Source organism: Kitasatospora sp. NPDC097691 (assembly GCF_040302665.1).
Lineage (GTDB): Bacteria > Actinomycetota > Actinomycetes > Streptomycetales > Streptomycetaceae > Kitasatospora.
Genome location: NZ_JBEORY010000040.1, coordinates 1 through 19,567 on the forward strand (window position 1 = coordinate 1; position 19,567 = coordinate 19,567).

22 protein-coding genes and 3 pseudogenes are annotated in these 19,567 nt (G+C 69.3%); 14 read left to right on the forward strand and 11 right to left on the reverse strand.

Annotation, left to right across the window (positions count from 1 at the left end; genetic code table 11):
* Positions 1-119, reverse strand: a pseudogene (locus ABTY56_RS25015) (acyl-CoA dehydrogenase); the annotation flags it as partial.
* A 256-nt stretch (positions 120-375) separates the two neighbouring features.
* On the opposite strand from ABTY56_RS25015, the gene ABTY56_RS25020 reads away from it, so the two are divergent.
* Together ABTY56_RS25020 and ABTY56_RS25025 are read left to right on the forward strand one after the other, a co-directional pair.
* The gene (locus ABTY56_RS25020; RefSeq protein WP_350631367.1) at positions 376-1,713 is read left to right on the forward strand and encodes a UDP-glucose dehydrogenase family protein; all 1,338 of its coding nucleotides are present in this window, start codon (positions 376-378) and stop codon (positions 1,711-1,713) included.
* A 163-nt stretch (positions 1,714-1,876) separates the two neighbouring features.
* Positions 1,877-2,290 (forward strand): CoA-binding protein, encoded by a 414-nt coding sequence (locus ABTY56_RS25025; protein WP_350631369.1) that lies wholly within the window; start codon positions 1,877-1,879, stop codon positions 2,288-2,290.
* A gap of 12 nt (positions 2,291-2,302) precedes the next feature.
* On the opposite strand, the gene ABTY56_RS25030 is transcribed toward ABTY56_RS25025, so the two are convergent.
* The 3 genes from ABTY56_RS25030 to ABTY56_RS25040 are packed head-to-tail and all read right to left on the reverse strand — an operon-like array spanning position 2,303 to position 5,211.
* Positions 2,303-3,517: a dipeptidase gene (locus tag ABTY56_RS25030; protein ID WP_350631371.1), complete on the reverse strand. Its 1,215-nt coding sequence runs from the start codon at positions 3,515-3,517 to the stop codon at positions 2,303-2,305.
* A gap of 33 nt (positions 3,518-3,550) precedes the next feature.
* Positions 3,551-4,075, reverse strand: a complete 525-nt coding sequence (gene purE, locus ABTY56_RS25035; RefSeq protein ID WP_350631373.1) for a 5-(carboxyamino)imidazole ribonucleotide mutase — start codon at positions 4,073-4,075, stop codon at positions 3,551-3,553.
* Positions 4,072-5,211, reverse strand: coding sequence for a 5-(carboxyamino)imidazole ribonucleotide synthase (locus tag ABTY56_RS25040; protein WP_350631375.1), 1,140 nt, complete (start codon positions 5,209-5,211; stop codon positions 4,072-4,074). The genes purE and ABTY56_RS25040 overlap by 4 nt, the downstream gene beginning before the upstream one ends.
* Before the next feature lie 324 nt (positions 5,212-5,535).
* Between ABTY56_RS25040 and ABTY56_RS25045 the strand changes: the two genes are divergently transcribed.
* Together ABTY56_RS25045 and ABTY56_RS25050 are read left to right on the forward strand one after the other, a co-directional pair.
* Positions 5,536-6,030, forward strand: a complete 495-nt coding sequence (locus ABTY56_RS25045; protein ID WP_350631376.1) for a GtrA family protein — start codon at positions 5,536-5,538, stop codon at positions 6,028-6,030.
* A gap of 176 nt (positions 6,031-6,206) precedes the next feature.
* Positions 6,207-6,902: an ester cyclase gene (locus ABTY56_RS25050; RefSeq protein ID WP_350631378.1), complete on the forward strand. Its 696-nt coding sequence runs from the start codon at positions 6,207-6,209 to the stop codon at positions 6,900-6,902.
* Between the two features lie 69 nt (positions 6,903-6,971).
* Here ABTY56_RS25050 and ABTY56_RS25055 read toward each other — a convergent pair whose 3' ends face one another.
* Positions 6,972-8,219, reverse strand: coding sequence for a sensor histidine kinase (locus ABTY56_RS25055; protein ID WP_350631380.1), 1,248 nt, complete (start codon positions 8,217-8,219; stop codon positions 6,972-6,974).
* A 63-nt stretch (positions 8,220-8,282) separates the two neighbouring features.
* Positions 8,283-8,957, reverse strand: a complete 675-nt coding sequence (locus ABTY56_RS25060) for a response regulator transcription factor (RefSeq protein ID WP_030058577.1) — start codon at positions 8,955-8,957, stop codon at positions 8,283-8,285.
* A 329-nt stretch (positions 8,958-9,286) separates the two neighbouring features.
* Here ABTY56_RS25060 and ABTY56_RS25065 point away from each other — a divergent pair, with 329 nt between their 5' ends.
* From ABTY56_RS25065 to ABTY56_RS25085, 5 genes are all read left to right on the forward strand, one after another.
* Positions 9,287-10,807, forward strand: coding sequence for a peptide MFS transporter (locus tag ABTY56_RS25065; RefSeq protein ID WP_350631382.1), 1,521 nt, complete (start codon positions 9,287-9,289; stop codon positions 10,805-10,807).
* A gap of 659 nt (positions 10,808-11,466) precedes the next feature.
* A complete protein-coding gene (locus ABTY56_RS25070; protein ID WP_350631384.1) occupies positions 11,467-11,796 on the forward strand; it encodes a hypothetical protein in 330 nt (109 codons plus the stop codon).
* Positions 11,793-13,463: an alpha/beta hydrolase gene (locus ABTY56_RS25075; protein WP_350631386.1), complete on the forward strand. Its 1,671-nt coding sequence runs from the start codon at positions 11,793-11,795 to the stop codon at positions 13,461-13,463. The genes ABTY56_RS25070 and ABTY56_RS25075 overlap by 4 nt, the downstream gene beginning before the upstream one ends.
* 64 nt (positions 13,464-13,527) lie before the next feature.
* Positions 13,528-14,082, forward strand: coding sequence for a hypothetical protein (locus ABTY56_RS25080; protein ID WP_350631388.1), 555 nt, complete (start codon positions 13,528-13,530; stop codon positions 14,080-14,082).
* Between the two features lie 470 nt (positions 14,083-14,552).
* Complete coding sequence (locus tag ABTY56_RS25085) at positions 14,553-14,876, forward strand: pentapeptide repeat-containing protein (RefSeq protein ID WP_350631390.1); 324 nt, start codon at positions 14,553-14,555, stop codon at positions 14,874-14,876.
* Positions 14,877-15,286: 410 nt separating this feature from the next.
* Here ABTY56_RS25085 and ABTY56_RS25090 read toward each other — a convergent pair.
* A pseudogene (locus ABTY56_RS25090) lies at positions 15,287-15,445 on the reverse strand (methyltransferase domain-containing protein); the annotation flags it as partial.
* Positions 15,446-15,456: 11 nt separating this feature from the next.
* Here ABTY56_RS25090 and ABTY56_RS25095 point away from each other — a divergent pair.
* Positions 15,457-15,705, forward strand: a pseudogene (locus ABTY56_RS25095) (NUDIX hydrolase); the annotation flags it as partial.
* 53 nt (positions 15,706-15,758) lie between these two features.
* Here the strand turns inward: ABTY56_RS25095 and ABTY56_RS25100 are convergent.
* Genes ABTY56_RS25100 through ABTY56_RS25110 form a run of 3 tightly spaced genes read right to left on the reverse strand, consistent with a single transcriptional unit; the run spans position 15,759 to position 16,488 of the window.
* Entirely contained in the window at positions 15,759-15,881 is a 123-nt protein-coding gene (locus tag ABTY56_RS25100; protein WP_350631391.1) for a hypothetical protein, read from the reverse strand.
* Positions 15,878-16,129 (reverse strand): hypothetical protein, encoded by a 252-nt coding sequence (locus ABTY56_RS25105; protein WP_350631393.1) that lies wholly within the window; start codon positions 16,127-16,129, stop codon positions 15,878-15,880. The genes ABTY56_RS25100 and ABTY56_RS25105 overlap by 4 nt, the downstream gene beginning before the upstream one ends.
* Positions 16,126-16,488, reverse strand: a complete 363-nt coding sequence (locus ABTY56_RS25110; protein ID WP_350631394.1) for an ATP-binding protein — start codon at positions 16,486-16,488, stop codon at positions 16,126-16,128. Before ABTY56_RS25110 ends, ABTY56_RS25105 begins: the two co-directional genes overlap by 4 nt.
* A 322-nt stretch (positions 16,489-16,810) precedes the next feature.
* Here ABTY56_RS25110 and ABTY56_RS25115 point away from each other — a divergent pair, with 322 nt between their 5' ends.
* From ABTY56_RS25115 to ABTY56_RS25130, 4 genes are all read left to right on the forward strand, one after another.
* On the forward strand, positions 16,811-17,638 hold the full coding sequence (locus ABTY56_RS25115; RefSeq protein WP_350631396.1) for a helix-turn-helix domain-containing protein: 828 nt from the start codon (positions 16,811-16,813) through the stop codon (positions 17,636-17,638).
* Positions 17,631-17,831, forward strand: coding sequence for a DUF397 domain-containing protein (locus ABTY56_RS25120; RefSeq protein ID WP_350631398.1), 201 nt, complete (start codon positions 17,631-17,633; stop codon positions 17,829-17,831). Before ABTY56_RS25115 ends, ABTY56_RS25120 begins: the two co-directional genes overlap by 8 nt.
* Positions 17,832-17,893: 62 nt before the next feature.
* Positions 17,894-18,094, forward strand: a complete 201-nt coding sequence (locus tag ABTY56_RS25125; protein WP_350631400.1) for a DUF397 domain-containing protein — start codon at positions 17,894-17,896, stop codon at positions 18,092-18,094.
* Between the two features lie 26 nt (positions 18,095-18,120).
* Positions 18,121-18,321, forward strand: a complete 201-nt coding sequence (locus tag ABTY56_RS25130; protein WP_350631401.1) for a DUF397 domain-containing protein — start codon at positions 18,121-18,123, stop codon at positions 18,319-18,321.
* 60 nt (positions 18,322-18,381) lie between these two features.
* Here the strand turns inward: ABTY56_RS25130 and hutI are convergent, their stop codons facing one another.
* Positions 18,382-19,548 carry an imidazolonepropionase gene (gene hutI, locus ABTY56_RS25135; protein WP_350631402.1) on the reverse strand — a complete coding sequence of 389 codons (1,167 nt, stop codon included), beginning with the start codon at positions 19,546-19,548 and terminating at the stop codon, positions 18,382-18,384.
* Positions 19,549-19,567: the final 19 nt, after the last annotated feature.

The window sequence follows — 19,567 nt, forward strand, 5'->3', positions numbered from 1 at the left end:
TCCGCCGCGAACGGAGCGATCTTCGCCTCGGCCAGCGAACGCACCGCCTCACGGAGCATCTCGTGCTCCTCGGAGATACGGAAGAGATCGAAGTCAGCCGCCCCTGCGCTGCCCGCCATGATGCCTGCCTCGTCGTCCAGTGACCGAAGTCCAGTGACCGAAGTCGGATCCGGTCCGCTCGATCCGGTCCGATCGACGTCGAATCCGGGGTTAACTACCGTTCAGTAGAGATCCTAGGGCTCCGACCTGCGGCTGCCTAGCGCCCCGGGCGCGCGGGCGACCCCTGCACGCCCGGACCGGGCGGATAGCATCAGGGGCATCCGTACCGGTCGGATCCGCATCCGGACCGGTCGAGTCCGCCTCCAGGGAGAACCCGTGACCCTCCGCATCTCCGTGATCGGCACCGGCTACCTCGGCGCCACGCATGCCGCCGCCATGGCCGAGTTCGGCTTCGAGGTGCTGGGTCTGGACATCGACCCGGACAAGATCGCCATGCTCACCGCCGGCCGCGTCCCGATGTACGAGCCGGGCCTGTCCGAGCTGCTGCTCAAGCACGTGGCCGGGCACCAGGGATCGACCGGGCGACTGCGCTTCACCACCTCCGCCCAGGAGGCCGCCGAGTTCGGCGACGTGCACTTCATCTGCGTCAACACCCCGCAGCGCAAGGGCGAGTTCGCCGCCGACATGTCGTACGTCGACACCGCGATCGACGAGCTCGCCCCGCACCTGACCCGCCCCGCCCTGGTGGTCGGCAAGTCCACCGTCCCGGTCGGCTCGGCGGCCCGGCTGGCCGAGCGGCTGGCGGCGCTGGCGCCGGTCGGCGAGGGCGCCGAACTCGCCTGGAACCCGGAGTTCCTGCGCGAGGGCTTCGCCGTCCAGGACACCCTGCGGCCGGACCGGATCGTGGTCGGCACCCAGAGCGAGCAGGCCGAGCGGCTGCTGCGCGAGGTGTACGCGGAGCCGATCGCGGCCGGAGTGCCGTTCATGGCCACCGACTACGCGACGGCCGAGCTGGTCAAGGCGGCCGCCAACTCCTTCCTGGCCACCAAGATCTCCTTCATCAACGCGATGGCCGAGGTCTGCGAGGCGGCCGGCGCCGACGTCACCCAGCTCAGCAAGGCGCTGGCCTTCGACGAGCGGATCGGCGGCAAGTTCCTCAACTCCGGCCTCGGCTTCGGCGGCGGCTGCCTGCCCAAGGACATCCGCGCGTTCATGGCCCGGGCCGGCGAGCTCGGCGCCGACCAGGCGCTGACCTTCCTGCGCGAGGTCGACTCGATCAACATGCGGCGCCGCTCCCGGATGGTCGAGCTGGCCCGCGAGCAGTGCGGCGGCGGCTTCCTGGGCCGCCGGGTCGCCGTCCTCGGCGCCGCCTTCAAGCCCAACTCGGACGACATCCGGGACTCCCCGGCCCTCAACGTGGCCGCCCAGATCCAGCTCCAGGGCGCCCAGGTCACCGTCTACGACCCGAAGGCCGTGGACAACGCGCGCAAGATGTTCCCCTCGCTCGCGTACGCCGACTCCGCGATGGAGGCCGCTGAGGGCGCCCACGTCGTCCTCCACCTCACCGAGTGGGCCGAGTTCCGCGAGCTGGACCCGGCCGAGCTGGGCGCCGTGGTCGCCGAGCGCCGCCTCCTCGACGGCCGCAACGTCCTGGACGCCGAGGCCTGGCGCGCCGCCGGCTGGACCTACCGCGCCCTGGGTCGCCCCAGCTGACCCCCGCCTCCGGGCGCCCGTCCCCGACCCCGGGGGCGGGCGCCTTTTCCGGGCCCCGAACCGAGCAGGTTCGGATTCCCCGGGAGGATCACGTCGGGCTCCAGGCCTTCGACGCCTGAACCCCGGCCGGAATCCCGCGCCCCCGGCCGTCGTTGGTACCGGCATGACGAGCTACGGCGACGACACGACGGTCCGCGGGATCCTCACCGGCACCGGGGACACCTGGGCCGTGGTCGGCCTCTCCACCAACACCGCCCGCGCGGCCTACGGGGTGGCCCGGGTGCTGCAGCGTTACGGCAAGCGCATCGTGCCGGTCCACCCGAAGGCCGAGACGGTCCTCGGCGAGCAGGGCTACGCCTCGCTCGCCGAGATCCCGTTCCCGGTCGACGTGGTGGACGTGTTCGTGAACGGCGCGCTGGCCGGGGAGGTGGCCGACGAGGCGGTCGCGGTCGGGGCGAAGGCGGTCTGGTTCCAGCTCGGGGTGGTGGACGAGGCCGCGTACGAGCGCACCCGGGGGGCCGGGCTCGCCATGGTGATGGACAAGTGCCCGGCCATCGAGATCCCGCTGCTGGACTAGGAGCCCAACGGCTCAGGAGGTCCTGCCGTCCAGCCGGTCGATGGTGGCGATGGACGGGCGGCGGGTGGTGCGCAGTGTGGCGGCGACCGATTCGGCGTCGCGCAGGACGCGGACGGCGTTGTGCCAGGTGAGCTTGGCCAGGTCGGCCTCCGACCAGTGGCGGCGCAGGAGTTCGGCGAGCAGGTTGGGGTAGCCGGCCACCGAGTCCAGGCCGTCCGGCAGGAAGGCGGTGCCGTCGAAGTCGCCGCCGATGCCGATGTGGTCGATGCCGGCGACCTCGCGCATGTGGTCGAGGTGGTCGGCGACGGTGGCGGGGCTGGCGATCGGGCGCGGGTGCTCCGCCTCGAAGGCGTGCTGGCGCTCCATGGCCGCCGGGGTGGTGTCCAGCGGGTGGAAGCCGTGGGCGCGCATGTTCGCGTCGGCGGCGAGGGTCCACTCGATGGCGGCGGGCAGGATGAACTTGGGCACGAAGGTGGCCATCGCGACGCCGCCGTTGGCGGGCAGCTGGGCGAGCACGTCGTCGGGGATGTTGCGCGGGTGGTCGCAGACCGCGCGGGCGGAGGAGTGCGAGAAGACCACCGGTGCCTCGGTGACCCGCAGGGCGTCCCGCATGGTGTCGGCGGAGACGTGCGAGAGGTCGACCAGCATGCCGAGCCGGTTCATCTCCCGGACGACCTCCTCGCCGAAGCGGGTCAGCCCGCCGGCGACCGGCTTGTCGGTCGCCGAGTCGGCCCACGGCACGTTGTCGTTGTGGGTGAGCGTCAGGTAGCGCACGCCCAGCTCGTACAGGGCGCGCAGGGTGGCGAGCGAGCAGTCGATGGAGTGGCCGCCCTCGGCGCCCATCAGCGAGGCGATCCGGCCCTCCGCGCGGGCGGCCTCGATGTCGTCGGCGGTACGGGCGAGGCGGAGCCGGTCGGGGTAGCGCTCGACCAGGGCGTGGACGAAGTCGACCTGCTCCAGGGTGGCGCTCACCGCGTGGTCGCCGGCCAGCGAGGCGGGGACGTAGACGGACCAGAACTGCGCGCCGACCCCGCCCTCCGCGAGGCGGGTGAGGTCGGTGTGCAGGCGGGCGCTCTGGTCGGCGGCGAGGTCGAGCGCGCCGAGGTCGTACCCGGCCTGCTGGCGCATCGCCCACGGGAGGTCGTTGTGGCCGTCCACGACGGGGGCGGTGCGGAGCAGGGCGCGGGCGCGGTCCAGCGGGGTGGGGGAGTCCGTCGGAGAAGTCATACGGCTTGTTCTACCCCACCCCCACCAGCGGGATTACTTGCCGAAGCCGAAGGAGGTGGAACCGGCCACCTTGGCCCGGAGCTTCTTGCCCTTCTCGGTGGCCTGGCTGTTCAGCTCGGCCTGGAAGTCGGTCATCTTCTCGGCGAGTTCGGTGTCGAAGGCGGCGAGCATCCGCACCGCGAGCAGGCCCGCGTTGCGCGCGCCGGCCACCGAGACGGTCGCCACCGGGACGCCGGCGGGCATCTGGACGATCGACAGCAGGCTGTCCATGCCGTCCAGGTAGCGCAGCGGGACCGGCACGCCGATGACCGGCAGCGGGGTGACGGAGGCCAGCATGCCCGGCAGGTGGGCCGCGCCGCCGGCGCCCGCGATGATCGCCTTCAGGCCACGCTGGTGGGCGTTCTCGCCGTACGCGACCATCTCGCGGGGCATCCGGTGGGCGGAGACGACGTCCACCTCGTAGGGGATCTCGAACTCGTCCAGGGCCTGGGCGGCGGCCTCCATGACGGGCCAGTCGGAGTCCGAGCCCATGACGATGCCAACAACCGGGGATGTCATTCGGTGATCGTTCCTCGCAGGTAGGCGGCCGCGTGGCGGGCGCGCTCGCGGACGTCTTCGAGGTCGTCCCCGAAGACGTTGACGTGGCCGACCTTGCGGCCGGGCTTCACGTCCTTCCCGTACATGTGGATCCGCAGCCCGGGGTCGCGGGCCATGCAGTGCAGGAAGGCGTGGTACATGTCCGGGTAGTCGCCGCCGAGGACGTTGACCATGACGGTCCACTTGGCGCGCGGCCGGGGGTCGCCGAGCGGGAGGTCGAGGACGGCCCGCAGGTGGTTCTCGAACTGCGAGGTGACGGCACCGTCCTGGGTCCAGTGGCCGGAGTTGTGCGGGCGCATGGCCAGCTCGTTGACCAGGATCCGGCCGTCGCGGGTCTGGAACAGCTCGACGGCGAGGTGGCCGACGATGCCGAGGTCGCCGGCGATCCGCAGGGCGAGCTGCTGGGCCTCGTCGGACAGGGCCGGGTCGAGGTCGGGTGCCGGGGCGGTGACCTCGGCGCAGACGCCGTTCTCCTGGACGCTCTCCACGACCGGGTAGGCGACGGCCTGGCCGCTGGGCGAGCGCACGACGTTGGCGGCCAGCTCGCGGACGAAGTCGACCTTCTCCTCGGCCAGTACGGGGACGCCGGCCAGGAACGGGGCCTGCGCTTCCTGCTCGTCGTCGACGACCCAGACGCCCTTGCCGTCGTAGCCGCCGCGGACGGTCTTCAGGACGACCGGGTAGCCCGAGCCCTCCTCGGCGAACGCGGTGACGTCGGCCGGGTCGGCGACGATCCGGTGCCGGGGGCAGGGCACGCCGATGGAGTCCAGCTTGGCCCGCATCACGCCCTTGTCCTGGGCGTTGACGAGCGCGTCCGGGCCGGGGCGGACGGCGATGCCGTCGGCCTCGAGGGCCCGCAGGTGCTCGGTGGGGACGTGCTCGTGGTCGAAGGTGATCACGTCGCACCCGGCGGCGAAGCGCCGCAGGGTGTCGAGGTCGCGGTAGTCACCGAGGACGACGTCGGAGACCACCTGTGCGGCGGAGTCCTGGGGCGTGTCGGCGAGGAGTTTGAACCTGACCCCGAGCGGGATGCCCGCCTGGTGTGCCATGCGGGCCAGCTGCCCGCCACCGATCATGCCCACCACTGGAAAATTCACATTGCCCGGGGAAGTCACCCCGCCAGGATATCCGGGCCGGTGGGGGGCGGTGGAGCCGCCGGCGGGCCGCCGGGAGCGGACGCGCGTAGATGTCAAGTCGGACCCCTCGCGGCTGAGCCGTTCGGCGGAAGCGGGTAGCCTGGACGGCCAGGTCCTGGTCTACGCGGTCCGATCATGTGCGTGCACGCAGGGCTCAAGGGGCGGCCGCGCCGCTGCGATCAGCCCTTTCGACCCGCAGGCACATGGAGGCAGTCCGGTATGGCGACGACCGCAGCTTCGAAACCCTCACTCGCACGGAAACTGCGTGGGCTCAGGGGCGAAGTCGTGAAGTTCGGCATCGTCGGCCTGAGCGGCGTGGTGGTCAACTTCGCCGTCTTCTGGGTCTGCATCAACGGCCTGGGCCTGGCCTCGGTGCGGTCGAACATCGCGGCGACGGTGATCGCGATCGCGACCAACTACCTGGGCTACCGCTACTGGCTGTACCGGGACCGCGACGCCGCCTCCCGCAAGCGGGAGATCACCCTCTTCCTCGTCTACAGCGGCATCGGCATGCTGATCGAGACCGGCGTGCTCGGCTTCTCGGTGTACGTGCTGAAGCTCGACTCGCACTACGAGCAGCTGGGCGCCAAGGTGATCGGCCTCGCGGTGGCCACCGTGTTCCGTTTCGTCTCGTACCGGACCTGGGTGTTCAAGGCCGATCCGGAGCCGGCCGAGCTGCCGGCCCAGCAGCCGGTCGACGCCGCCAGCGGCCAGGAGCTGGCCGCCCAGGCCGAGCTGATGCTCGCCACCGAGCAGATCCGCTACGCCAAGGCCGAGTAGGCGCCCCCCGCGTACCCCCGCAGCCCCGGCAGGCCGACCCGGCCGCCGGGGCTCGCCGTTTCCCGGGCTCTCCGTTTTCCGGCTTGCTGTCCCCGCCACCGCCGGAGGAGAGTGGTTTCCGAGGGCGAGCGCGGTCGGCGAACGATCACGGCCGAGGGGGGTCCAGGAGGCTCGCCATGACGTTCGTCCAGATCATCGACTGCAAGACCGACAGGCTCGACGACCTCAACCGGCTGATGGACACCTGGGTCGAGGCGACCCGGGGCAAGCGGACCGCCTCGCACGCGTTGGTGGGCACCGACCGTTCCGACACCAAGCACGTGGTGGAGATCGTGGAGTTCCCCTCCTACGACGAGGCGATGAAGAACTCCCACCTGCCCGAGACCGATCGGATCTTCCGCGAGATGGTGGCGCTCTGCGACACGCCGCCGACCTTCACCGACCTCGACGTGGTCCGCGACGCGCGGTTCAACAAAACCACCGCGAGCCGGGTCCTGGAGGAGCTGTCCCGCGGCAACCTCGACATCATCGACGAGTGCATGACCGCCGACTACCGCGACCACGACTACGGCAGCGAGAGCGACGCGGTCGGCCCGGCCGCGTTCCGCGAGCGCTGCAGCGGCTACCTGGGCGCCTTCGACTTCACCTTCGACACCGAGGGCCAGATCGCCGAGGGCGACGAGGTGGCCACCCGGTGGACCTGGCACGCCACCCAGAAGGCCGACTTCATGGGCGTGCCGAACACCGGCAAGTCGGTGATCGGCCGCGGCACGACCACCTTCCGCTTCAAGGACGGGAAGATCTGCGAGGGCTGGTGGCAGTGGGACGTGATGGGCCTGATGCGCCAGCTCGGCGTGCTCCCCACCGCCTGAACCCGCGTGAACCCGCCTGAACCCGCCGAACCTCGCCGGACCCGCCTGGCCCGCCTGGCCCGGGGCCCGTCAGTCGTCGTGGCTGCGCCCGAGGAAGAGCGCGAACACCGCGGGCTTCAGCGAGAGCAGTTCGAGCCGCCCGCCGTCCGCCTCCGCGAGGTCGCGGGCGACGGCGAGGCCGATGCCGGTGGAGTTGCGGCCGCTGACCGCACGCTCGAACACCCGGTTGCCGAGGTCCGGCGGCACTCCGGCGCCCTGGTCCTGCACCTCGACCACCACCGAGGTGCCGGACGGCCGGACCCGCAGGGTGATCGTCCCGGCGCCGTGCATCAGGGAGTTCTCGATCAGGGTGGCCAACACCTGGGCGACCGTCCCCGGGGTGCCGACCGCGGTGATCCCGTGCAGGCCCTCCAGGGACAGCACCCGGCCCTTCTCGCGCAGCGTCGGCCCCCACTCCTCGACCTGCTGCTTGATGACCTCGTCGAGGTCGAAGGCGACGGCGGTGGGGCTGCGCGGGTCGCGCTGGGTGGTGAGCAGCCGCTGGACGACGTCGGTGAGCCGCTCGACCTGCTGGAGGGCGATGGCCGCCTCCTCCTTGACGGTCTCCGGGTCCTCGGCCACTGCGGTGATCTCCTCCAGCCGCATGGAGAGCGCGGTGAGCGGGGTGCGCAGCTGGTGCGAGGCGTCGGCGGCGAGCCGGCGCTCGGCGGTGAGCATCCGGGCGATCCGCTCGGCGCTGGTGTCCAGCACCTCGGCGACCCGGTCGAGTTCGGGGACCCCGTAGCGGCGGTCACGCGGGCGCGGGTCGCCGGAGCCGAGCCGTTCGGCGGTCTCGGCGAGGTCGGTGAGCGGGCGGGCGAGTCGCTTGGCCTGCCAGACCGCGAGTGCCACGGCGGCCTGGACGGCCAGCAGGGCGACCACGCCGAGCAGCAGCAGGTTGTTGGCGATCTCGTGGTCGACGTCCGCGCGGGACTGCTCGACGGTGACGGTCTCGCCGCTGTTGCCGCGCTCGACGGCCTTCAGCAGGTGGTCGCCGGCCGGGCGCTCACCCGCCGAGAGGACCGGCTGGCCGGGGACCTGCACCTCGACGTAGCTGCCCTCGGTGACCTGGCTCTCGAAGGCCCGCTCACTGGTGACCGACTCGCCCGCCGCGATCCGGCTCTCGACCAGGGCGAGCACCCGGACGGCGGCGGCGTCGACCCGGTCCTGGGCCGAGTTGACGATGGTGCGCTTCTCGACCAGGGCGAGCGGCACGCAGAACACCACGACCACCACCAGGACGACGCCCAGCAGCGAGTTGATCATCCGGCGTTTCACGCTGCCGCTCCCCGAGGTGTTCCGCTTCACCGGCCGTGGCCCGGTCCTGGTCTCCGTACGGGGCTAATTCTTCTCGAACCGGAACCCCACCCCGCGCACGGTGGCGATGTAGCGGGGGTTGGCCGCGTCGTCGCCGAGCTTCTTGCGGAGCCAGGAGATGTGCATGTCCAGCGTCTTGGTGGAGGTCCACCAGGTGGTGTCCCAGACCTGCCGCATGATCTCCTCGCGGGTGACCACCCGGCCGGCGTCCCGGACCAGGACGCGCAGCAGCTCGAACTCCTTGGCGGAGAGGGTGAGCTCCTCGTCGCCGAGCCAGGCGCGGTGGGACTCGATGTCGATCTTCACCCCGTGCGCGCCGGTGGTGAGCTGGTCGACGTTGCCACGCCGGAGCAGCGCCCGGACGCGGGCGAGCAGTTCGGCCAGGCGGAAGGGCTTGGTGACGTAGTCGTCGGCACCGGCGTCCAGGCCGACCACGGTGTCCACCTCGTCGGCGCGGGCGGTGAGCACCAGGACGGGGCAGCTCTTGCCGTCGGCGCGCAGTCGGCGGCAGACCTCGAGGCCGTCCATCTCGGGCAGCCCGAGGTCGAGGACGACGAGGTCGACCTCCTCGGTGAGGCCGGCGGCCAGTGCGGTCGGACCGTCCTCGCGGACGAGCACCTCATAGCCCTCGCGTCGCAGGGCCCGGGCGAGCGGTTCGGAGATCGCCGGATCGTCCTCGGCAAGCAGCACACAGGTCATGTGGTGATGGTAGTCCGCCGGGGTATACCCGGACGCCCTGTGAGGTAGTTCACAGAGCGTGATCGTTATACAAGCATTCAAGTGATCTCAACAGGGCGTTGCAGTCCGCCGGTTCAGTGCAGAATCCCCTTCTCGATCTTGAATCCGAAGGAAGACAACGCCATCTACCATGGATCGGCCGGGAAGATCTGTTGATCACTTTGCCATTGGCATACCTAATCCATGGCTTTTGTCATCTGATAGAGCCAAATATCGCCACGTAGAGTGGTTTCGTCCACGTCCGCCGCCACCCCCCTAGGCGGACGCTGTCAGGCAAGGAACCACTACTCATGGCGTCTACCACCCGGGCTGCCGACCTCGCGTCGGCCTCCCCCAGCGGCAAGACCTTCCTCGGGCACCCCCGAGGCCTCGCCACGCTGTTCATGACCGAGATGTGGGAGCGCTTCTCCTACTACGGCATGCGCGCCCTGCTCATCTACTACCTGGTCTCCGGCGGTGCCGACGCGGCAGCCGGCAGCCAGGGCGGCGGCCTCGCCATGAAGGCGACGATGGCGACGGCGATCTACTCCGTCTACGTCTCCATGGTCTACCTCATGGCCTACCCCGGAGGCTGGTTCGGCGACCGGGTCTGGGGCGCCCGCAAGACCGTCACCGTCGCCGGTTTCGTGATCATGGCCGGCCACCTCGCGCTGGCCGTCCCGGGCCAGGCGGCGTTCTTCGCCGGCCTGCTCCTGGTCGCGGTCGGCTCCGGGCTGCTGAAGGCCAACATCTCCACGATGGTCGGCCACCTCTACAACGGTCCCGAGGACCCGCGCCGCGACGGTGGTTTCACCGTCTTCTACATGAGCATCAACCTCGGTGCCTTCGCCGCCCCGTTCATCATCGGAACGGTCGGCAAGGAGTACAACTGGCACCTGGGCTTCGCGCTGGCCGCCGTCGGCATGGGCCTCGGCCTGCTCCAGTTCCTGCTGGGCACCCGCCACCTGAGCCCCAAGAGCAGCCTGGTCCCCAACCCGCTCATGCCCGCCGAGCGCAAGAGCCTGCTGACGAAGGCCGGTGCGAGCGTCCTCGCGATCGCCGTCTTCTACGGCGCCGTCGTCGCGCTGGGCGTCTACACGCTGAACTGGGCCCTGGTGCCGCTGACCATCGCCGGTCTGCTCATCCCGGTCGTCGTCCTGACCCGCATAAAGCGCGACAAGGACCTGAACGCCGGCGAGCAGTCCAAGATGTCCGCGTACATCTGGTTCTTCGCCGCGGCCGCCATCTTCTGGATGATCTACGACCAGGGCGGCTCGACCCTCTCCCTGTTCGCGGACAAGAACACCGCGGACACCCTGCTCGGCTTCGGCTTCTCGGCCACCTGGTACCAGTCGCTGAACCCGCTGTTCGTGATGGCGCTCGCGCCGGTCTTCGCCTGGCTGTGGCTGTGGCTGTCCCGCCGGAACAAGGAGCCCAACACCATCGTGAAGTTCGCGATGGGCCTGGTCCTGATCGGCGCCTCGTTCTTCATCTTCATCGTCCCGATGAACATGGCGGGCGACGGCAAGGTCTCCCCGATGTGGCTCGTCTCGATCTACATGATCCAGACCATCGGTGAGCTGTGCCTCTCCCCGGTCGGCCTCTCGGTCACCACCAAGATGGCGCCGCAGAAGTACGCCTCCCAGATGATGGGCGTCTGGTTCCTCGCCGTCACCGCCGGTGACTGCACCACCAGCCTGCTCTCGCTGGCCGGCGTCAACCTCGACGGCACCGGGATCATCGCGCTGCAGGCAGCACTCGCGACCCTGGCGGGCGTCGCGGTCTACATGGGCCGCAAGCGCGTCCAGTCGCTCATGGGCGGCGTCCACTGACGCCCGTCTGACCGGCCCACCGCCTCCGGGGCCGCCGTGGATTCCTGAGATCCACGGCGGCCCCGGTCGTTTTTGGCCTACGGCGCCCGGCAGCACCACCGACTCCCTGCCGCGCCTCCTCCCCCGGACCCGTGGTCCGCCCTGGGTGTGCCCGTCCAACCGGAGCCCTCTGCCGACGGCGCCACCGTGCTGTTCCTGCGCAGCCGCGGCGGCGACACGACGGACGCGCGGGGCCGTCGGCTGCCACGGCGACAGAGCACGAGTATCGCCCTGCCGAGGAACGCCTTCTGGCTGCCCAACGACGGACTGCTTCGTGCACCACTTCTCCGGGGGCTGTGCCGTGGTCGAGGACGAGATCGCGGCGGACCCGACGCCGTGAAACTGTGCGCCGCTGCGTTCGAAGCAGTCGGGAAGCGAGCGCCCCTCACCACGAGCGAACCGGCCGAGAGTGGCTAACGGCCGGCCCGAGGGACGTGTGAAGAGGCCGAGACCCAAGCGAACGAGGCAGGCCTGCGCGGTCTCAGAAGGAGCACAAAAGCCTTGTTTCGCCAGAACAAGACTAATCGTCCGATATTGACTGAGTATCTATACGGATAGGGATCGCTCGATCACCGAAGTAGTCTGCCTGCTGGTCGAACACCCGTTGGAAGGGGAAGGCAGTGGGCGATCTCAAGGTTGACCCGGGAGAGATCTACAAGTCCGCAGGTGTGGCACGGGCCATCGGCGAGGACTTCGCGAAGCCTTGTCAGGCAGCGGTTACCGCTGGCCAGACGGCCGCCGGCCAGCTGGCGGGCTGGTCGGTGGGCTCGCGGCTCGGCCAGGTCGCGACAGACTGGGCGCCCGTGTTGACGAGCGTCGGCGACCGGCTAAAGAAGACGGCCGACAACCTCACCTCCACGGCGCAGGCCTACACGAACAACGAGCACGCCAATGCCGAGGTCTGGCAGAAGCAGCGGATAGGCGAAGTGTGGGAGAAGCCGGGCCAATGAGCAACATGTTCGAGCTGCTGCTCGCTTTCAACCCGACGGGGCTGCACGACGCCGCCAAGGCGTGGCGTGACCTGTCCAACGGCGCCCAGTCTGCCGACAACAGGCATCGCAGCCAGGTGAACGGCCCCCTGCGGCAGGCGAAGTGGGAAGGGGACGACGCCCAGTCCGCTTTCTACGCTCTGGGCCGGACCGAGCAGATCCTGGAGATCGTGCGGGTCGAGTCCGCCGCTGTCGCGCTCACCCTGGACACCGTCGCCGACCGGATCACCCAGGCGCAGACCAATCTGAAGAATGCTGTGCACCGCGCCGAGGAGTGGGGTCTGACCGTCGGCCCCGACGGAACGGTGAATCTGCCGCCGCTGAGCAAGGGCGAGCAGAACGACCCCGAGGCCAGAGACGACCCCGAACGCAAGGCCCTGGCCACCCTGCGTGGGAACGTGCAGGACTGGATCAACAAGGCGCTGACCGACGCGAAAGAGGCGAGCGACAAGGGCGACCTCGCCCTCAGCCGCCTCGATGCCGACATCCTGACCCGGCCACGGGTGTTCGGCTCCACCGCCGAGACCGCCACCGATGTGAAGGACGTGACGAAGGACCTCGGGCTCGCCGATCCGCCTATCCCTGACAACAAGGACCCGCAGAAGTCCGCCGACTGGTGGAAATCGCTGACCCCTGAGCAGCAGAGCAGCTACCTCGCGCTCTACCCGGACAAGGTCGGAGGACTGGACGGCCTGCCCGCAACGGTCCGGGACGAGGCCAACCGGCTCTCCCTCGACCAGCAGCTGGACACACTGAAGGCCGGCGACGCACGCGGAAGCGGCATGACGTCCGGGGAGTACAACGCCCGCGAGCAGTCACTGATGAAGCTGAAGGACCAGCTCGACGCCCACGACACCAAGGCCGAGGACAAGCAGCTGTTCCTCCTCGGGTTCGACGCCAAGTCCTACGACGGTGACGGCAAGGTGGTCATCGCCATGGGGAACCCCGACACCGCCGACCACACCGCCGTCCTGGTGCCGGGGACGGGAACGACGATCGACAGCACGGGCGGGAACCTCGCACGCGTCAACGACATGCAGGAGGCCGCGAAGAGGGCGGCGAAGGGGACGAACGAGAAGGTGTCGGTGGTCTATTGGCTCGGATACGACGCCCCCGAGATCCCGGTTATGCAAGCGCCGAACCTCGCTGTCGGCGGCACCACCCGGGCCGAGGACGGAGCCGAGGCCCTGCGCCAGTTCACCCAGGGCACTCGGGTCGCCCAGGGCGACCACCACAGTCACCTCTCGGTCTTCAGTCACAGCTACGGGACGACGCTCGTCGGTGCGGCCGCCGCGGGTGGGAACGGACTAGGCGCTGACGACATCGTCGCCATCGCGAGTCCCGGAATGACTGTCGACCGTGCCGACCAGCTCCACATCGACCCGAGCCACTTCTGGACCGGCAGGGCGGCGGACGACCCGATCGAATATGCCACGGGACTCACTCTCGGCGACGACCCGATGATCGACCGGTTCGGAGGGAACAACTTCAAGGTCGACACGTCCGGGCACAGCGGGTACTGGGACGGCGGCGAGAGCCTTGCCAACCAGGGCCGCATCATCGTCGATGTGCCGCCGACCACGGTTCCCAAGGTGCACCCCAACGCATCGTCTGTCCGTGACCACTAGCGCCGGGCCGTCCACGGCCCGGCTGTACCGGTCCTCACCCCGTTCCGGCCGCAAGGATCCCACTGTGCCGTTCCCCCTTCAACGACTCGCCGCCAGCCGTCTCGGCGCCCGACACCTGGGCGCTGCCGCCCTGACCCTCTGCCTGCCCCTGATCCTCGGAGGATGCATGTCCACACCCGGCCCCAACGATCCTCTCCCCGTCAAGGCCCGCCAGGACGCCCAGGCCTGGGCCCAACATTTGACCGAGTACATGGCGCAGACCGCCGGAGTCACCCTCGACACCGGCAGCGTCGAACCGGTCTTCAACGACTGCGTCGGCAAACACGACGAGGTCCGGAAGGACGGCCGGTACAAGCTGTCGTACGCGGTCTACAGCTCCGCCCCACTCGAACAGCACCCTGAAGCCGTCCGCAAGGTCCGCGCGATGCTCGAACAGCAGGGCTTCAAGATCGACGGCTATCGGGAGACCGTCAACGACAAGGTGGACACAGTCCTCGACGCATCCCAGACATCGAGCCGATACCTGGTCACCGTCCAGACCACGAAGGGCGGACTTCTCAACTTCCAGGTCAACACCCCCTGCCTGATGCCCCCCACAGCTACAGAGACTCCTCACTGATTCCCGCGCTACCGAACGCCTCAGCCCGGTCACTGTCCACCCGGCTGGTACGCAGAAGGCACCTGGACGCGCAGGAAGTCGGCCCGGCCGACTTCCTGCGCCAGGGCAATCGGGGGCGGGCCTGTCTGTCGTTACGGCCGCCGCAGCGGGCACCCGTGGCGGTGTCTTGCCGTATCCGCACCGCGCCGTCGCCCGTCGCGCGGCCGACTGGTGAGCCAACTCGGCCCGCTCGGCGGGATCTCCGGCCACGTGCTCGTTCGGCGCCGGTCAGGAGGCGGTGAGTGATCGACTGAGGGTCAGTACGGGCGACGACTGATCCGGTGCCGGTACGATTCCTGCACTCCCTCGGGAAGTTCGTCCGGTGAGAGCCATCGAGCCTCCAGGATCTCGAACGACGCCGCCCTGACCTGCCCGGTGACGTACAAGGCCTCGTAGGCGACTTCGACGCGAAGTCGAAGCACGGTGACTGGATGCCGAACTACCGGGTCGTCCTGGAGCAACGGCAGTTTCCGCGATGTCCTCTTCGAGGGCACTCGGACAGGCAGTGCGCTCTTCCGCTACGCGAAGTTCAAGACGTGGTCTTCAGAGAGTGCAATCTCTCCCAGGCTGATTTTCAGTTCGCCGAGCTCCGCGACGTCCGATTCGAGAAGTGCGATCTCACCGGAGCGCAGTTCGCCAACGTCGTCATTCAGCCAGGTGTCAGTTTCGACAACTGGACGCTGGTTGACGTCGGAGGCGCCGCGCACCTCAAGGGCGCCACCGTGCGAGGCCCAGGGGGCTGGAGTTGGCCCTGAGCCTCGCCAGGGAGACCGGCATCGCATTCGAGTCCTAGACGGCGGCGGGCACCTCGTAGTGCGCGAACTCCAGACCCGAGATCGACCGAGTGACGAGATCGAATTCGATCGTCTCGGCGAAGTCCGCGAGTTCGCACACCATCCCCTGACATACGGCGTGAACAAGTCCAGCTTGCCGAGCAGGACATCCGCACGAGGTCCTGCCGATGCCCGGCTCCGGACACCGGTCCACCGACGAGGCGGTGACGGAGAACCAACTGCGGCATGACCTGGCCTTCCTGTGGCGGCTATGGGGCGCGGAATGAGCGGGTGGACCATCGGACGGGTGATGCGCACTTCGCTTGGTCCCGTCAAGCTGGATAGGCTCGACGGGGCGAAGCGACGGAACGATGTGCAGCGGGAATCTGCGGTCAGCCTCGGAGCGACGCCGGGCTCTCCGGACTGTCCAGCCACACGGTTTGGCCCTCGGGTCCGACCGTCAGGCCGAACCGGTCGAAACCGGGGCGGCCCTGGCCGTCCCACCATCGCCAGGCGGCCTCCACCTCGTCCCAGAGGTTCCGGGGGCCTGACATACACCTCAATCACCGGGCTTGTCGGCACCTACACCGACCCCCGGCACGTGATCGCCTACTCGGACGGCGAAGTACGACAGCAGTTCAACGTCTGCTTCACTGCCAGCATCACGGGCGGTGAACTGCGGATCTCGGACGAGTCCACCGACCTTCGGTTCGTCGCTCCAAGCGACGTAGAAGGGTTGCCGATGCACCACACTCAGCGCCTTCGGCTCCAGCACTTCCTGGAGCGCAGGGCGATCCCGTATCTCGGCTGACAGCGGACGCCCGCGAGGCCCTCGCCCGGGGTGGGCGAGGGCCTTCGCGTGTTTCAGTGCCGCTCGTCGGGCTCCTTGGGGTGGGGCATCCTGAGGGTCGCGATGACGCCGAGGGCGACGGTGGCAATCGCGAGGGCGAGGAGGGCGACGAGGACGGCACCGACGAAGAACTTCACCGGTACCACTGCTCGTCCCGCTCCAGGTCGCGAAGCAGGTGGAGGAGGTTGAGCAGAGTGCTGACGGGCGCGTTGCCGAAGTCGATCAGGATGCGGCCGTCGAGGGTGGTCTCCCCCGCCGAGGCGGAGCCCCAGAGGAGCCCGTGCGGCAGGCCGCGACGGTGCAACTCGCCGAGGAGAGCCGTGATGTGGGGCTCGGTGTAGTCGCGCGTCCGGGGGTCGTCCGGCGCGATGGGGTCGCGGGTCACGCGACGGAGTCCAGCTCGTACCAGGTGGTCTTGCCGCGCTTCTGCGGGTCGACCCCCCAGCGGTGGGTGAGGCCCTCCACGAGCTGGAGGCCTCGACCGCTCTCGGCGAGGCCGGAGGACGTTCGCGGCTGGGGCATGGCGTCGCTCTCGTCGGACACCGTGACCCGGAGGGTCCGGTCGAGGATGGAGAACCAGACGACGGGCGCGGGGGTGCCGCCGTGCCGCCAGGCGTTGGTGATGAGCTCCATCAAGGCGAGTTCGGCGTTGAAGATGGTCTCGGCGTCCCAGCCGTTGCGGGTCATGGCGTCCCGCAGGGCCTGCCGGGAGAGGATGAGCGAGGGGGTGTTACGGGTACACACGGGAACCTCCGTGAGGCTGTGGTGTGGGGAGAGGTGAGGACGGTCGTCACCGTGAGCCAGGCCGGGGCGGCGGCTGCTCTTCGGTGCGCGGGCAGCAGGCGCCTACTGCCATGGATGCAGGCATTACTGACGATCCGTCGGATCGAACTGGGGATGACGACAACTCAGATCCATGACAAAGTTTCCATGGAATCCAAATATTCCCTCGATCGTGGCTGCCTGCTTCAGATGGACCCATGTCAGGTCAGCGCGGCAGACTGGGACCACCCTCGCCCTGGAAGGAACCATGGCTCGTACGAACCCCACACTTCGTCAGCGCAGGATGGGAACAGAACTGCGGAGGATGCGAGAGCAGGTCGGCCTCGGCGGCAGCCAGCTCGGCCGAGCGGTCGGCATGAACCCGGCCCAGGTGACGCAGATGGAGGCGGGGAAGATCGGCATCAGCGTGGAGCGGTTGCACACGATCGCCACAACATGCATGTGCTCCAACCAGCCGCTGATCGACGCGCTCGCCGACATCATCACCGAGCGAGGCAAGCCCGGGTGGTGGGAGGAGTATCGGGAGACTCTGGCAACAGACTTCCTCGACATCGCCGAACTGGAGGGTCACGCCCGCCGGCTCTCGGTCTACGGAACCACCTTCGTGCCTGGTCTACTCCAGACCGGCGCCTACACGGCTGCGTTGTTCGCTCAGGCCTACCCGCCACCGCTGCGCCACGAGGTCGATCTCAAGACGGCGTTCCGCATGCAACGACAGCGCATCATCCGCTCTGGAGCAACGCCCTACTCGGCCTTCATCCACGAGGCAGCCCTGCGCATGCAGTTCAGCGATCCGAAGGTCAACATCGAGCAGATCGACGCACTCATCGCCGACTCGGTGCAACCCAGCATCTCGGTCCGAGTCGTACCGTTCGGTGCCGGCGCTGTACCAAGCCCGTGCGAGAACTTCACCTACGCTGATGGGCCGATAACGGACCTGGACGCTGCGCAGATGGACACAGGCCATGGCGGCCAGCTCTTCGACAGCCCAGCCCACCTCACAAGGTTCCGTGCCCTCCTTGCCATGATGGACTCCACGGCGCTCTCCGAGGAGAAGTCACGTGCCCTCATGCAGTCGATCAAGGATGAAATGGCAGGCCAGCATGTCTAGCTCCGCGTGGCAGAAGTCCAGCTACTCGGCCTCAAGCGACAACTGCGTCGAGGTGCGTTCCATCGACGGTTTGCTCGAAGTACGCGAGTCCGACGACGCAGACGTCATCGTCCGCACCACCCGCCCCAAGTTCGCCGCGTTTCTCCAAGGCGCCAAGGCCGGCGAGTTCGACCACCTGATCACCGGCACCTGAGCGAATCGTTCCGGCGGCCTCTTGCTTCCCGCAAGAGGCCGCCGTTGCCTAGCCTGAGTCCCATGACCAGCTCCGCGTGGCAGAAGTCCAGCTACTCCAGCTCGAACGACGAGTGCGTCGAGGTCCGTACGGTGGACGGCTTGGTCGAACTCCGCGAGTCCGACGACGGCGAGGTCACAGTCCGCACCACCCGCCTCACCTTCGCCGCGTTCCTCCAAGGCGCCAAGGCCGGCGAGTTCGACCACCTGATCACCGGCACCTGAGCGAATCGTTCCGCTAGCTTGGCTTCATGACCTGCACCGAGTGGCAGAAGTCCAGCTTCAGTGAGGCGAACAACAACTGCGTCGAGGTGCGTTCGATCGACGGTTTGCTCGAACTCCGCGAGTCCGACGACGGCGAGGTCACAGTCCGCACCACCCGCCTCACCTTCGCCACCTTCCTCCAGGCCTCCAAGGCCGGCGAGTTCGACCACCTCACCACGAACGCCTGAGCGGGAGGCCCCTGCGCCCGCCACCCCGGGGGCGCGGGGGCCTCCCGCCGTCCAAATGGGTCAGACCTCGCGGATGCCCGCGCGCCAGACCGCCGCCGTCAGCGGCACGCCCGGCCGGTAGGCCAGGTGCACGTGCGAGGGCGCGTCGAGCAGCAGCAGGTCCGCCTGCGAGCCGACCGCGATCGTGCCCACGTCGGTGCGCCGCAGCGCGTGGGCGCCACCGGCCGTAGCCGCCCAGACGGCCTCGTCCGGCGTCATCCCCATCTCCCGGACCGCGACCGCGATGCAGAACGCCATCGAACTGGTGAAGCTGGAGCCCGGGTTGCAGTCGGTCGAGAGCGCCACCACCGCCCCCGCGTCCAGCAGCCGGCGTCCGCTCGGGTACTCGGCCCGGGTGGAGAACTCCGCCCCCGGCAGCAGGGTCGCGACCGTCGCCGAGCCGGCCAGCGCCGCCACGTCCTCGTCCGTCAGGTGGGTGCAGTGGTCCGCGGAGGCGGCCCCCAGCTCGACGGCGAGCTGCACGCCGGGCCCGTACGTCAGCTGGTTGGCGTGCACCCGGGGGGTGAGGCCGCGCTCGATGCCGGCCGTCAGTACCGCCCGCGCCTGGTCGCCGTCGAAGGCGCCCTTCTCGCAGAACACGTCCACCCAACGGGCGTGCGGGGCGCAGGCGTCCAGCATCTCGCCGGTCACCAGGTCGACGTACCCCGCCGGGTCCTCGGCGTACTCGGGGGCGACCACGTGCGCGCCCAGGTACGTCGTCTCCGGGGTGTGGGCAGCGGCGATCCGCAGCGCCCGGGCCTCGTCCTCGACCGTCAGCCCGTAGCCGGACTTGCACTCGATGGTGGTGGTGCCCTGCCGCAGCGCCTCCCGGATGAACCCGGCCACATTCGCGTCGAGTTCGGCATCGCTCGCGGCCCGGGTGGCCGCCACCGTCGTCCGGATCCCGCCCGCCGTGTACGCCTGCCCGGACATCCGGGCATTGAACTCGGCCGTACGATCCCCCGCGAACACCAGGTGGGCGTGCGAGTCGACGAAGCCGGGCAGCAGCGCCCGGCCCTCGGCGTCGAAGCGCTCGTCCGCGGCCGGGGCGGCGGCGGCCGGACCGACCCAGGCGACGGTGTCGCCGTCCAGCACCACGGCCGCGTCGGTGAGCAGGCCGAGCGGCCCGCCGCCCTGCCCGGGGTCGTTGGTGACCAGGCTGCCGATGCCCGTGATCAAGGTGCTCAAGACAACGCCTTCCGAAGAG